Annotated in this window: 9 protein-coding genes and 1 other RNA gene; 5 read left to right on the top strand and 5 right to left on the bottom strand. The window is 67.8% G+C overall.

The window, feature by feature from the left end; genetic code table 11:
- Nucleotides 1-303 precede the first annotated feature (303 nt).
- Nucleotides 304-1452 (top strand): radical SAM family heme chaperone HemW, encoded by a 1149-nt coding sequence (gene hemW, locus B7X49_RS02315; RefSeq protein ID WP_286704145.1) that lies wholly within the window; start codon nucleotides 304-306, stop codon nucleotides 1450-1452.
- 7 nt (nucleotides 1453-1459) lie between these two features.
- Entirely contained in the window at nucleotides 1460-4159 is a 2700-nt protein-coding gene (locus B7X49_RS02310; RefSeq protein ID WP_286704146.1) for a hypothetical protein, read from the top strand.
- Between the two features lie 35 nt (nucleotides 4160-4194).
- Here the strand turns inward: B7X49_RS02310 and B7X49_RS02305 are convergent, their stop codons facing one another.
- The 4 genes from B7X49_RS02305 to B7X49_RS02290 all read right to left on the bottom strand — a co-directional run bounded on the left by B7X49_RS02305 (nucleotide 4195) and on the right by B7X49_RS02290 (nucleotide 10314).
- Complete coding sequence (locus tag B7X49_RS02305) at nucleotides 4195-5445, bottom strand: hypothetical protein (RefSeq protein ID WP_286704147.1); 1251 nt, start codon at nucleotides 5443-5445, stop codon at nucleotides 4195-4197.
- Nucleotides 5442-8426, bottom strand: coding sequence for an AsmA family protein (locus B7X49_RS02300; protein ID WP_286704148.1), 2985 nt, complete (start codon nucleotides 8424-8426; stop codon nucleotides 5442-5444). The genes B7X49_RS02305 and B7X49_RS02300 overlap by 4 nt, the downstream gene beginning before the upstream one ends.
- 227 nt (nucleotides 8427-8653) lie before the next feature.
- Nucleotides 8654-8836 (bottom strand): hypothetical protein, encoded by a 183-nt coding sequence (locus tag B7X49_RS02295; protein ID WP_286704149.1) that lies wholly within the window; start codon nucleotides 8834-8836, stop codon nucleotides 8654-8656.
- A gap of 56 nt (nucleotides 8837-8892) precedes the next feature.
- Nucleotides 8893-10314, bottom strand: coding sequence for an NAD(P)H-hydrate dehydratase (locus B7X49_RS02290; RefSeq protein ID WP_286704150.1), 1422 nt, complete (start codon nucleotides 10312-10314; stop codon nucleotides 8893-8895).
- 62 nt (nucleotides 10315-10376) lie between these two features.
- Here B7X49_RS02290 and parA point away from each other — a divergent pair, with 62 nt between their 5' ends.
- Both parA and B7X49_RS02280 read left to right on the top strand, forming a co-directional pair.
- Nucleotides 10377-11015, top strand: coding sequence for a ParA family partition ATPase (gene parA, locus B7X49_RS02285; protein WP_286704151.1), 639 nt, complete (start codon nucleotides 10377-10379; stop codon nucleotides 11013-11015).
- A complete protein-coding gene (locus B7X49_RS02280; protein WP_286704152.1) occupies nucleotides 11012-11428 on the top strand; it encodes a hypothetical protein in 417 nt (138 codons plus the stop codon). Before parA ends, B7X49_RS02280 begins: the two co-directional genes overlap by 4 nt.
- 294 nt (nucleotides 11429-11722) lie before the next feature.
- On the opposite strand, the gene ssrA is transcribed toward B7X49_RS02280, so the two are convergent.
- Nucleotides 11723-12054, bottom strand: a transfer-messenger RNA (tmRNA) gene (ssrA, locus tag B7X49_RS02275).
- 5 nt (nucleotides 12055-12059) lie between these two features.
- Here ssrA and thyX point away from each other — a divergent pair.
- On the top strand, nucleotides 12060-12980 hold the full coding sequence (gene thyX, locus B7X49_RS02270) for an FAD-dependent thymidylate synthase (RefSeq protein ID WP_286704153.1): 921 nt from the start codon (nucleotides 12060-12062) through the stop codon (nucleotides 12978-12980).
- The last annotated feature ends 61 nt before the right edge of the window (nucleotides 12981-13041 follow it).

The raw sequence follows: 13041 nt of genomic DNA, 5'->3' as shown, positions 1-13041 counted from the left end.
CTCGCTCTACACAATCCTACAGATCCTGTCGCTCACCTTGTTCGAGAAAATCCCTATAAAACAAGCGCTTGACCCAAAAGAATACAGCCCAGCCCACCAATATGAAAATAACCTACTGAATTCGCTAGACTTTTAACCGGACAGTAGTGAAAAAAGACGCAAAAAACGTTCTAACTCGGGGGCACCGGCGTTTTCACGGTCACGGGCCCAAATCAACGAAGTTTTTTTTGCTTCTTTTTTGTTCACAAAAAAGAAGACTCTCCCTTCCCTTGCGCGTTTCGCCAAATACGACACAACCACCCCATGCAATCCCTCGCCCTCTACATCCATTGGCCGTTCTGCCTGTCGAAATGCCCCTATTGCGACTTCAATTCCCACGTCCGCGCGGCAATCCCCGAAGCCCGCATCCTCGCCGCCCTGCGCACCGAACTCGCCTTCGAAGCCGCCCGCCTCGGCCCGCGCCGGCTTGCCTCGATCTTTTTCGGCGGCGGCACGCCGAGCCTGATGGCACCGGAAAGCGTCGCGGCGCTGATCACCGATGCGACCGCGCTGTTCACCCCCGCACCGGATCTCGAAATCACTCTGGAAGCCAACCCCACCAGCATCGAGGCCGGCCGCTTCCGCGCCTATCGGGATGCCGGCGTCAACCGTATCTCGATCGGCGTGCAGAGCCTCGATGACGCGGCGCTGACCTTCCTCGGCCGCAACCACTCCGCCGCCCAGGCGATGGCAGCGGTCGAAATCGGCCGCGATATTTTCCCCCGCGCCAGTTTCGATCTGATCTACGCCCGCCCCGGCCAGACCCTCGCCGCCTGGCGCGCCGAACTCGCCACCGCGCTCGCCGTCGGGCTCGATCACCTTTCGCTCTACCAACTCACCATCGAGCCCGGCACGCAATTCGCAACTCTTTACGGCCGCGCCGCCTTCACCCTGCCGGACGATGAGGATGCCGCCGCATTATACGACGCCACCGCCGAGATCGCCGCCCGGTTCGGCCTCGCGCCGTACGAGATTTCGAACTACGCGAAACCCGGCCAGGAATCCCGCCACAACCTCGCCTACTGGCGCTATCAGGATTACGCCGGCATCGGCGCCGGCGCGCATGGCCGCATCACCATCGGCGATCAATTGATCGCCACGCGCCGCCACCGCGCGCCGGAGGCATGGGCCGGGCGCGTCGAGGCGCGCGGCCATGGCAGCGTCGAGGAGGCCGAGGTCAGCGCCGATGAACGCGCCCGCGAAGCCCTGCTGATGGGCCTGCGCCTTGCTGAAGGCATCGACACCAAGGCCTACGCCGCCCGCACCGGCCGCGCGCTGATCGACACGCTCGACCCCGACATCCTCGATCAGGCCCTGCTCGCCGGCTACCTCGAAGCGACGCCCGACCGTCTGATCGCCACCGCCGAAGGGCGCAAGCGGCTCAACTCCCTGCTGACCGCGTTGGTTCGATAAGCGACCGATGCTGACCCGGCTGCGCCCGCATCTCTGGCCGATCGCCGCCCTCATCCTGCTGCCGGTCGCGGCCAGCGCTTTGTTCGTGTTGGGCCTGCGCAGCAACAACCCCGCCGACGTCTGGAGTTCGTTGACCACGCCCGGCTCGCCCACGCTGCTCGGCGGCCCGCCGGGTTATTGGGACGCCTCGATCGGCCTGCTGACCCAACCCCTGGCCCGGCTCAGCGCGTCGGACTGGCTGCGCGGCGTCGTCCCCTGGTGGAATCCCTATACCGGAATCGGCATGCCGCTCGCGGCCGAAATGCAGACATTGTCGTTCTTCCTGCCCTTCGTGCTGATCATGAAATACTGGCAGGGCTGGTTCGTCGTGAAGCTGCTGATGCAGGTCATCGCGGGGCTCGGCACCTATGCGCTGATGCTCCAGATCGGCTGCCGGCGCACGCCTGGCCTGGTCAGCGCCGGCCTGTTCGCGCTGAACGGCGCGTTCCTGATGGAACCGCACGCCATGGGGTCGCTCGCGTTTTTGCCGCTGATCCTGCTCGGCATCGAGCGCAGCGCCGCCGCCGCGCGCTCGGGTGCGGCGCAGGGCTGGCACTGGATCGTGTTCGGCCTCGCCTATTCGCTGTACGGCGGCTATCCGGAGGTCGCCTACCTTGACGGATTGCTGGCCGCGGCCTGGACGTTGGCACGTTTTGCAACCCTCGGCGCCGCGCGCTGGCGCTTTGCCGGCAAGATCATCCTTGCCGTGATCATCGGCCTCGCTCTTGCGTTGCCGCTGGTGGTGCCGTTCCTGAATTACGCCGCCCAGAGCTACCTCGGCGCGCACAAGGCGGCCTACGCGGTCGATCACCTGCCGCCGATGCTGATGCCGCTGGCGCTGTTCCCGCTGATCTATGGCCCGACCGGCATCCACGCATCGGCCGGCTGGGTCGCGGCCGCTCTGCCGACTTTGCCGCTGGTCAAGCTGGGCGGCTGGTTCGGCCTCACCGCCGTGATCCCGGCTCTGGCCGCGCTGCTGCGCGCCCGGACCGATCCCGCGCGCGGTCTGATCATCGGCCTTGGTATGTTCCTCGGCGTCGGTCTCGCGCGCTGCTACGGCGTCCCCGGTGTCGCCTTCGTGCTGAACGCCATCATCCCCGATCTTGGATTGCTCAACACCGCGCGGTTCCTGTGGCCGGCGCTGTCGATGGCGGTGTTCGTGCTCGCCGGCATCGGGCTCGATCGTTGCGTCACATGCACGCTGAGCCTGCGGCAGGGCGGCATGATCGGCGCCCTGCTCGTCGCGGTGATCGCCGCCGTCATCCTGCCGGACCGGGCCATCATCACCGGCTGGTATCATTTCGCGAGCCCGCCGGTGCGCGTGACGATCGTGCTGGGCACGGTGTTCGAGGGTCTGGCAGGATTGGTCATTCTGGCGGCGCTGGCCGGGCTGAACCCTGTGGCCCACCGCCACCGCGCGCGCATGATCGCGGCGGCGATGCTGCTCGATGCCTTCGTGGTCGCAGCCCTGCCGCAACTCTCGGCGCCGCGCCCGTATCGGTACTACACCGGCGGCATCGCGTATCTCAAGGCGCATCTCGGGCTCGCGCGGGTCTATTCGCTCCGCCCGTTCGGGCCGGACTACCCGGCCGGCTACCGCCTCGCCTCGATCGATGACAGCCAGTTGCCGGTGTCGCAGGCGTGGAGCGACTATATCAGGCACCATCTCGATCCGTATGACACGGGCATGATGTTCGTGGGATGGTGGAAAGCGCCGCCCGGCAGCGGCCAGGGGCGAACCATTCTGTTCGATCATGTGCGCGACTATGCCGCGATCGGCGTGAAATATGTCATCACCAGCCCGGGCCAGATCAGCCCGTTCCTGCGCAGCGTCAGCCTGCCGCACCCCGATATTTTTGCGGGTGCCGCGGCTCTGGGTGCCGGCGATTCGCGCGATACGACGCTCGCTGCCGGGCAGGTCGCAGCGGTGGCCGCCACGCTGACCAGGATCGATCATGTCGCCGTCCTGATCGGCACCTACGACGGTAGTTCGACCGGCATCCTGTCCGCCCGCCTCTGCGCGGGGGCGCTGTGCGCCGGCGGCACCGCGCCGCTCGCCACCGCGCAGGACGATGCCTGGCTGAACATCCCCCTGCATCCGGCCATCGACCTGACCGCGGGTGCGGCACTGCATCTGCGCCTGACCCATGTGACCGGCGCGCATCCCGTGGCGCTCTGGCTGCGCCGCTCCGCTACCGGCGTGACGATGCCCGCTCTGCGCCTCAGCCAGACGCTGCCGGGTGGGTCGGCCATGCCGGTGTATCACGACCCGGTCATGTCGATTTTTCGCATCCGGTCGTATCACCGCTATTTCAGCGCGACGCCTGCCTGCCGCCTGAGCGCGACGGGGCGCGACAAAGCCAGTGCCGAGTGCGCGACACCGGCGATCCTGACCCGTCAGGAAGCCTGGTTTCCCGGCTGGCGGGCGCGGTTGAACGGGCGCGCGGTGCCGGTTGCCCGGCACGGCGCGTTGTTTCAATCGGTCGCGCTGCCGGCCGGGCGCAGCAGCGTGACGTTCAGCTACCGCCCGCGCGGCACGCGGCTATCGGTCACGCTGGCGGGACTGGCGCTGGCGCTTTGGGCCGGATGCACGATCCGGCCGTATCGCGCGTTCAGGCGGCGTGCTCTGCCGCACGGTGGAACAGGGTCGTCTCCGGCGCTTCATTGACGGTCGCGTGCCACATCAACATTGATCGCCACGATTCATTTCGCGATCGGGCGCGCCACGCCGAGGTGCAACCCGCCGATGCCGGACCCGCGCAACACCAGCGCCGCCACCACCAGCCCGCATCCGGCCAGCCCGATTGTGGCCGGCGGCGGCAGAAAGACCAGCAGCACGGTCGCCAGCGAGGCCACGATCACCCAGACGCCGGTCGATAGCTGCGATTGCAGCGCGCTGGCCGCAGCCGTCTCGCCGGCGGGAAACTCGGTCTGCACGCCATAGAACACCGCACCCGCCACGACATTGCTCAGCAGATGCGCGCAGAACACCAGGGCAAACACCAGCGGCAGCGACGGCACCACGAACGCCAGCGCGTATAATATGAAAAACCCGATCATCGGCACCAGCGCCGCGCCGCGCCGTGCGACCATCAGCCGCAGCACGAATTCCGGCGCCAGCAGCCGCCCGGCCAGCATGCCAGTGCGCCGCCCGGCCAGCACGATGATCGGGGCCGCGACCAGCCCGATCACCGGCAGCGCGCCGTAGTGCCGCTCGGCGGCGGCGGCCGGCAGCCCGACCATCAGCGGCACGATCACCATGTTCAGCGAGGGTTGCAGCATCAGGCTGCGCCATTTCGTCTCGGCCCGGCGCATCGCCCGCAGCGTGGCCGCCCAGCGCGCCGGCACTTCCGGCCCGGCGTAGTCGCGCAGCACGCCGGGGAAAAACAGGGTGCTGACATGGATCATCCCCGCCAGGGCAAAACAGCCGGTCGCGAGGGGAAAGAACACCGCCAGCCCCTCGCGATCGAACCAGACCGTGCCGAAACCAACACCGGCGACCATGCCGACCGCCATGAAGATCGCATCGAGCTTCAGCGCCAGCACAGCCCCTTTGCCCGCGCCGAATACATCGCGGATGAAGCGCGACAGGGCCGGCAGGATCGCGCTGAACACGATGCCGAGCAGAAACGCCACGATCAGCAGGCACAGCGGAATCCGGTACAGCCCGGTCAGAAACAGCACCAAAAACCCAGCAGTCGCGATCGTGTAGCCCAGCCCGATCACCGCGCGCACGCCGAACCGCCGGTTGAGCAGATGGGCGAGCCAGCCGCCGAGCAACATCGGCACGCTGACCATGACGAAATCCAGCGCGAACAGATAGGAAGCCACGTGCTCGCGCGCGAAATACCCGTAGGTCGCGACATCGAACAGGCCCATCGCGGTGTCGAAAAAGAAGAAGCCGCCGTTGAGCAATAAATAGGCCGCGAGTTGCCAGCGCCGCTCCCGCGTCATGGCGGTGACGCCCCGCGATGCGCGGCGATGTGCGGATGATCGAGCGAGCCGGTCAGATCGATCGGCAGCGCCGGGGCCGGGATGGTTCCATCGAGATGCGGTTGCAGGGTCGCGGTCAGCGCCAGCCGATCGTTCACGAAATCGACCGTGCCGCCGAGCCCGATCGATCCCGCCGTGCCGGTGAGGCTGGACTGACCCAGCGTCATCACCCCGCCCGCCACGGTGCCTTGCAGCGTTGCCGTCTCGAACACCGTGGTGCCGTTCTGCAAGGCGGTCCGCACCGCCGTGCGCAGCAGCGCATCGGCCGGGTGCGCCGGCTGCCGGGCCAGCGCCTGTGCCAGCGCGTTGGACGCCGCGGCGAGATCGACCCCCCGGATCGCGAGCGCGCTGCCGAGCGCCATCACGCTACCGGTGAGCGTCTTGCGCCAGTCTGTTGGCGTGGTGCCGTGCGCCGTCAGATCGGCGGCAACACCCAACGTGCCGGCACCGATCGGCGCGGCGATACCGCTGTCCTGCGCGAGCCTCGCGGCATCGGCGTTCTGCAGATGCGCCTTGATCGTGAGGCCGGGGGCGGTGCCGTCGGTGATTGTCGCTGCGCCACCCAACACGCCGCCCGCGACATCCGCCCGGTCGACGCCGAGCGTCACCGCGTCATCGCCAAGGGCGAGACTGCCGGCGACATGCCGGGCCACGACCGTCTCCGCATCCGCGATGCGGGCGGCGGTGATGCGCGGCAGCGCAATCCGCACCTTGCCCGCCATCGCCGCGCCGGCCAGATGCAGCAGTGTCCCCGCCGCCGGGATCATCAGCGTATCGGCCGCGATGGTGCCGGCGACCGCAGGCCGGTCGCCCAGGCGCAGGCTCAACGATCCGCTGGTGGTCAGCGCGCCGAGCGAGAGCACGAAATCGGGCAGGCCGATGCGGTCATCGCTCAGAAACGCCGAGGCCCGCAGGCTGACCGACCCGGCACCCGGCCAGTCCAGCCCGTTGCGCGGGCCGAGCACCGCAGCCCCGCCCAGATCGCGGATCAATGCCACCGCGTTCGGCGCATGCAGCGTCACCGCGCCGGTCGCGGTGCCGCCGGCCAGATCGATCACCGGCAGCGCCGCCGCCCGGATCGCGCCGAGATGCAGCGTGAGCGCGGTATGCAGCGCCCGCATCGGCCCCGCCGCGACCAGGGCGGCCGCGAAGTGGTGATGCCACACCGGCAAGCCGAACCAGGGAGGCGGCTTGCCGCCAAATCCATGCGTGACCGCCGCAAGCGTCGCTGCCGCATCCGGCCCGGTGATCAGCCAGCGCGCCGCCATGATGCCGCCATCGCTCCGCCGCGCGCCATGCCCGACCAGCAGGGTCTGGCCGATCCGCAGCGTCGCCAGCGACAATGCGACACCGCCGCCCGATGCGGCATCGCGCAGCGCGCCGTCGATCAGCAGATGCGTGCCGGTGAACAGCGGCGGCGCGGCCTTCGCCTGCGTCACGATGTCGAGCGTGCGGGCCCGCAGCGCGATCGGCCCGGTGATGGTGGTGGTCTTGGCCAGCAGCGCGGCGCGCAGCGCGCCGAGTGCGGCCGGCGTCAGGCGCAGCCGGTCGAACGCGAGGTCTGCGGCCATCGTGGCACCATGCCGGCCGGGCCGCACCATCAACCCGCCGGTGAAGCCCGAGTGCGGCCAGGTCTTGCCGCCGAGCGCGCCCTTCAGCCCGGCGAGGTCGATCGCGCCATCCGCCCGCATTCGCAAATGACCCGTGAGCGCCAGCGCGCCGAGCCCATCCGGCCAGGCCGGCAGCCAAGCGTAGCTGGCGCGCAGGGCAGCGATGGTGCGGGCCGGATCGGGGGCGGCAATCCGCACCCGTTCCGCCTCGCCGGGCGTGGTGGATTGTGCCAGCGTGAGCGATCCGGCACCCGGCAGGCTCATCGCCAGCGCCTGCAATTGCATCCCCGCCGCATCGCTCGTGAGATCGGCGTGGATCGATTTGACGGTGACATGGTCGAACCGGCTGTCCGTCAGGTCGAGCCGCGCCGCGATCGGTAGCACCGCTGCCACCCGCCGCAGCATTGTCTGCCCGGCGCCGATCCGCCAGCGCGCGCCGGTCAGGTCGAGCCGCAACAGCGGCGCCGGTCGCAGCACGATCGTGGCACTGCCGCGGGTATGGCTGGCATCGCCGATCCTGGGGTCGGTCACGCGCGCATCGATCTCGCGCAGCGTCACCACCGCGCCATCGGCGGCGAGGTCGCCATGGAAATCCACCGGGCCGGATGTGCCGCCGAGCCCGGCCAACATGCCGCTCAGCGTGCCGCGGAGCACGCTCGCGTGGTCGAGCGTGCCTTTGAACGCCATCCGCCCGGCATTGCCGTCGAGCCGGATCGTGCTCTGCACCGGCGCGGGCGCGGCGCCGCCGGTATTGTCGATATCCAGCGTCACCGAGGCCGGCATGCGACCGATCGTCAGCGTGCCGGATGCCGCCAGCACGGCGTTCGGCCCGCCGGTGAAAATCGACAGATCGACATGGTCGAATGTCAGTGATCCCAGCCGGAACACGCCATCGACGATGGTGGCATGCAGCGATGCCAGCCAGAGCGGCGGCGCCACCGCGGCGGCACCACCCGGCAGCGGCCAGGGCAGCGTCACATCGGGTTTGCGCAGCGTCAGCCTGGTTGCGCGCAGCCGCCCGAGCAGCAAGGGCAGGGGGGCGAGGTCGAGCTTCAGCGTCGCCGCCGTGATCAGCCCGCCCTTCGGACTGCCGATGGTGATCGTGTCAGCGCGCAGCTGGGGATCGGGCAGCAGCGACAATTCGATCGGCCCGGCAATGCTCACGCGCCGCCCCAGCGCATCGCTCGCCAGCCGCTCGATCGCCGCGCGGTGGTAATTGCCCGAGGCGATGCGCGGCAGATAGACGATCGCGACGGCGGCGAGCCCGATCACCACCAGCACGGCAATGATCCGCCGTGCAACCCTGGTCCGATGATCCGCCGCGTCGCTCATGCGCGCGCTGGTATCAGACCAGGCGCCTCTGTGCGACCCCTGGCCTCGGTAGTCCGGGAAAAACGGGGGAAGGCAGGGCCCTATTCTTTGTGAACAAGAAAAAGGAGAAAAATTTTTTTCGTTCTGGGGCGCGGGAGATTTCTTGGGCACGAGCCCAGATCAGCGACGTTTTTTTCCTCTTTTTTCGCAGAAACGAAGACCTGGCTTTACCTTTCACCGTGTGCGGATCAGACAGACATATTCAGCACGGAGCCCCGCGGCATCGAGCCCGAGCCGGCGGGCTCCGGTTGCGGCGCGCTGGATTGCGGGGTGGGGTTTACCGGTGCCATGCGCATCGGCGGGGTGCTGAGGCTCGACGACCCGATCGGGGCGGCGAAGGCCGAGAAGGATGCTGCTGCGATCATGAGCATGAGTATAATCACCATTCCCTAATAATAAGTTAACGGATCGCATCACGCCATCGATCTTAAGTCGTATTCCTCGTTGCTTGCAGGGTTGCCAGCACCGCGGGCAGGGCTTCCGCGAGGTCTTCGGCGATCAGACCGGGTCCGTGGGTGTGCGCGGCCGCACCGTGCAGCCAGACGCCGGCGCACGCGGCTTCGAATGCCGGCATGCCCTGGGTGAGCAGGCCGGCGATGATGCCGGACAGCGTGTCGCCCGATCCGGCGGTGGCGAGGCTGGGGGGCGCGTTGTCGTTGATCGCGGCGCGGCCATCGGGGGCGGCGATGACGGTATCCTCGCCTTTCAGGACGACGACGGCGCCGGTGATTGTGGCGGCGGCGCGGGCGCGGGACAGTTTATCGCCGGCGAGGTGGGGGAAGACGCGGCTGAATTCGCCCTCGTGCGGGGTGATCACGCGCACGCCGTGCAGGCGTTCCGGGTGATCGGCGCAGACGGTCAGGGCATCGGCGTCGGCGAGGATGGTGCGGTTGGCGGCGATCAGGGTCGCGAGCAGCGGACCCGCCCGGTCGATCCCGAGGCCGGGGCCGCAGAGCCAGACCTGGCGGCGGTGATCGGCGAGCAGGGTGGCGATGGGGTCGGTGCGGATCATGATGCCCGGCGCGGTGCCAGTGAGCGGGGTATCGGTGAGCGAGGTTTCGGTGGCGAGGCTGAGCAGGCCGACGCCGGCGCGGCGGGCGGCGTTGGCCGCGAGGATGGCGGCGCCGGACATCGGGCCGGCGAGGATGGTGAGGTGGCCACGGTCGAATTTATGGCCGGCGGCGGCGAGGACGGGGAGTTGCCAGAGTGCCGGCGTGCTGCGCCACAATGTGGGTGTGATGGTCGCGACCGCGCCGGCCGGCATACCGATGTCGGCGCAGAGCACCATGCCGCAGTGCGCCTTGCCGGGCAGCAGCAGATGGCCGGGTTTGCGGGCGACGAAGGTGATGGTGAGGGCGGCCTGGGCGGCCTTGCCGCGCAAGGCGCCGGTTGCGCCATCGACGCCGCTGGGCATGTCGATCGCGACCAATGTGCGGGCGGCGGCGAGCAGGGCAGCGCACTCCGGCGTGATGGCGCGCGCGAGGCCGGCGCCGAAGATCGCATCGATGACCAGCGCGGCGGCGGCGACTCGGGCGATCGTGGGTTCGACCAGCGGGCCGCGCCATCGCGCTGCGGCGTCGGCCGCTGGCGAGCCGGGACGGGGCGTGCCGACCGGCGCGACAACGACGGGCCATCCGCGCGCGGCGAGGTGGCGGGCGGTGACGTAGCCGTCGCCGCCATTGTTGCCGGGACCGGCGAGGACCAGCACGCGACACGGTCGGTAGCGGCGGTGAATGGCGCGGGCGACCGCGCTGCCGGCATTTTCCATCAGGGCGGGCACGTTGGCACCGTGGGCGGGGGCGGCGTGGTCGATCTCGGTCATTTCGGCGGGGGTGAACAGAGCTTCCATGGTGGATATGTGGGACAGGCGCGCCGGGATTTGCTAGGCATAATGCGAAACCGGAGGCTTGGATGGTGAAAGTGATCGCGGTGGCGCAGCAAAAGGGCGGCGCGGGCAAGACCATGCTGGCGGCCCAGCTGGCGGTGGCTTTGGCGCCGGGGCGGCGGGTGGCGGTGCTGGATATCGATCCGCAGGCCTCGCTGACCGCCTGGGGCCGACTGCGGGCGGCGAACCCGAAGGCCGCGGCGGCTGTGACGGTCGAGACCGTTTCGGGCTGGCGGTTGGCGGCGGCGCTCGATGGGTTGAAGCGCGATCATGACATCGTGCTGATCGATACGCCGCCGGTGCTCGATTCTGACGCGCGGCGGGCGATCCGGGGGGCGGATCTGGTACTGATTCCGATGAACCCGACGCCGCCCGATTTATGGGCGGCGGAGGGGACGCTGAAACTGGCGGCGGAGGAGCGGCGCCCGGTGGCGCTGGTGTTCAACCGGGCGGCCGCGGCATCGAAGCTGCGGCGGCGGTTGGAGGCGGAGATCGCGGCGCGGCGGCTGGTGCTGCTCGATGAGGCGCTGGGTAATCGGGCCGGTTATGCCAATGCGTTCGCCGAGGGGCTGGGCGTGGCGGAATCGGCGCCGGCGAGCGTCGCGGGGATCGAAATTGGCGCGCTGGCGGCGCGGGTTGTGGCGCTGCTGGGTGCGGCGGCATGAATTATGATGCCGTTTCGGCGGTGCTGGCGGTGCATTTGCTGGCATTTGCCGGGTGGACCGGGTTTTTGGCGGGGTATTTGTTGATCGGCCCGCCGGCTTTGCGGCTGTTGCGGTGGTGCCTGATGATCATGCCGGTGTCGCTGCTGTCCGGGTGGGGGCTGGCGTTGGTGCAATATGGCGGGCCGGCGGGATGGCCCAGGGCGATCAATGCGATGCAGACGGCGGGGCTGGCCATGGCGATCGTGCTGCTGATCGCGTGGTTCGGCGGGGTGCTGCTGGTGCGCGACGCCGAGTCTGCCGCTGATCCGCTGGCGATGGCCGTCGCGGTGCGGCGGTTGACCCGGTTGGTGGCGGTCGATGTGCTGCTCGGGGTGCTGATTCTGGGGTTCGCGGTGCTCGGCCGGTTCGGGTGAAACGCGAATGTATCAGAAATTAGCGCGGTCATATCCGTTTGTAATACATTTTTTCTTTCAATACCCCCGGTACGACACGAAAGGGTCTTGCTCGATTGTCAAAAATCCGCCATTTATCGGGTGTGGCGCTTACGGGAATTCGGCAGGTCGCAACTGACCTGCAAAATTTTCAGCGGTGCCAGCCGCCAAGTTTAGGGAGCCTCTTTATTGCATCAGAATGATGCCGGCCGGTCAAAGACCGGCCTTTTTTTATGCGCGGTCGCGGGCGCGGATTGAGGCTTCGAAGGTGGGGAAAGTGGGGGGCTTCTGTTGCCCGGTGCCCCCCGAACCGCGCTTATCGCTTATGCAGCGACAGCGAATGCCTCGAAATTATCGTTGGCACTTGTGATATAGCCCGATAACGGCGGTACAATGCCGAGCGAAAGATGGGTCTTTACCGTGCGTGTCGAGCCTGTTTCGCCCCCATGATCTGCCTCGGAGGGCGGAGTTTGCCCCAAAGCCAGAATTTGGTGGAGGCGCCGGGTACTGCCCCCGGGTCCACAACACTTATTCCACGCACCGTTTATCGCCATAGCCGGTTGCCCGGCACGACCTATATAGGCGATATGAGCGCCCTGCGAAAGGGACCCCGATGAACCTCACCGAATTCGACCAAGCCGAGATTGCCGCGGCGCGCGACCAGAGCGCGCCGACCAGGCGCGCCACCGTGCCCGCGCTGGAGGCGCTGCTGTTCACGCCCGTGCCGGTGCTCGATCATGGCTTTGTGCGCGTGATCGATTACATGGGCGACGATGCGGCCGTGGTGCAGGCGGCGCGGGTTTCGTATGGGCGGGGCACGCGCAAGGTGAGCGAGGACGAGGGGCTGATCCGCTATTTGATGCGGCATCGGCATTCGACGCCGTTCGAGATGTGCGAGATCAAGTTTCATGTGAAGCTGCCGATTTTCGTGGCGCGGCAGTGGATCCGGCATCGGACCGCGAATGTGAACGAGTATTCCGCCCGGTATTCGGTGATGGACCGGGAGTTCTATATCCCGGCGCCGGAGCATCTGGCGGCGCAATCGGCCAGCAACCGGCAGGGGCGGGGCGATGTGCTCGAGGGCGATGAGGCTGCGGCGGTGCTGGCTTTGCTGCGTGAGGACGCCGACCGTAATTATTCGCATTACGAGTATATGTTGAACGAAGCCGAGGCGGACCCGGACCGGCGGGGGCTGGCGCGCGAGCTGGCACGGATGAACCTGACGCTGAATGCGTATACGCAATGGTATTGGAAGACCGATCTGCATAATCTGTTTCATTTCCTGTCGCTGCGGGCGGATTCTCATGCGCAGTATGAAATCCGGGTCTATGCCGATGCGATGCTGGCGATGACGCGGGCGTGGGTGCCGGCGAGTTGCCGCGCGTTCGAGGAGTATCGGCTGGGGGCGGTGAGTTTTTCCGCGACGATGCTGGCGATCCTGCGGCGGATGCTGGCGGGCGAGGCGGTCGATCAGGCGAGTTCGGGGTTGTCGAAGCGCGAATGGGGCGAAATGATGAGCGTCTTGTACCGTTGAGCCGCGCATAGCTCCGATGTGATCGGCACAGCGGTAAAAAACTGTCGGAATGGAATATATC

The sequence above is a fragment of the Acidiphilium sp. 34-64-41 genome (assembly GCF_002282635.1).
Lineage (GTDB): Bacteria > Pseudomonadota > Alphaproteobacteria > Acetobacterales > Acetobacteraceae > Acidiphilium > Acidiphilium rubrum.
Note: the sequence above shows the minus strand (reverse complement) of the source record. Positions and strands in the feature narration are given on the sequence as shown.

What these genes read in the sequence shown, in the direction of transcription:
- B7X49_RS02300 (WP_286704148.1), bottom strand. Translation starts at nt 8,426, where the DNA reads ATGAGCGACGCGGCGGATCATCGGACCAGGGTTGCACGGCGGATCATT.
- B7X49_RS02305 (WP_286704147.1), bottom strand. Translation starts at nt 5,445, where the DNA reads ATGACGCGGGAGCGGCGCTGGCAACTCGCGGCCTATTTATTGCTCAAC.
- B7X49_RS02280 (WP_286704152.1), top strand. Translation starts at nt 11,012, where the DNA reads ATGAATTATGATGCCGTTTCGGCGGTGCTGGCGGTGCATTTGCTGGCA.
- B7X49_RS02295 (WP_286704149.1), bottom strand. Translation starts at nt 8,836, where the DNA reads ATGCTCATGATCGCAGCAGCATCCTTCTCGGCCTTCGCCGCCCCGATC.
- hemW (WP_286704145.1), top strand. Translation starts at nt 304, where the DNA reads ATGCAATCCCTCGCCCTCTACATCCATTGGCCGTTCTGCCTGTCGAAA.
- B7X49_RS02290 (WP_286704150.1), bottom strand. Translation starts at nt 10,314, where the DNA reads ATGGAAGCTCTGTTCACCCCCGCCGAAATGACCGAGATCGACCACGCC.
- parA (WP_286704151.1), top strand. Translation starts at nt 10,377, where the DNA reads ATGGTGAAAGTGATCGCGGTGGCGCAGCAAAAGGGCGGCGCGGGCAAG.
- thyX (WP_286704153.1), top strand. Translation starts at nt 12,060, where the DNA reads ATGAACCTCACCGAATTCGACCAAGCCGAGATTGCCGCGGCGCGCGAC.
- B7X49_RS02310 (WP_286704146.1), top strand. Translation starts at nt 1,460, where the DNA reads ATGCTGACCCGGCTGCGCCCGCATCTCTGGCCGATCGCCGCCCTCATC.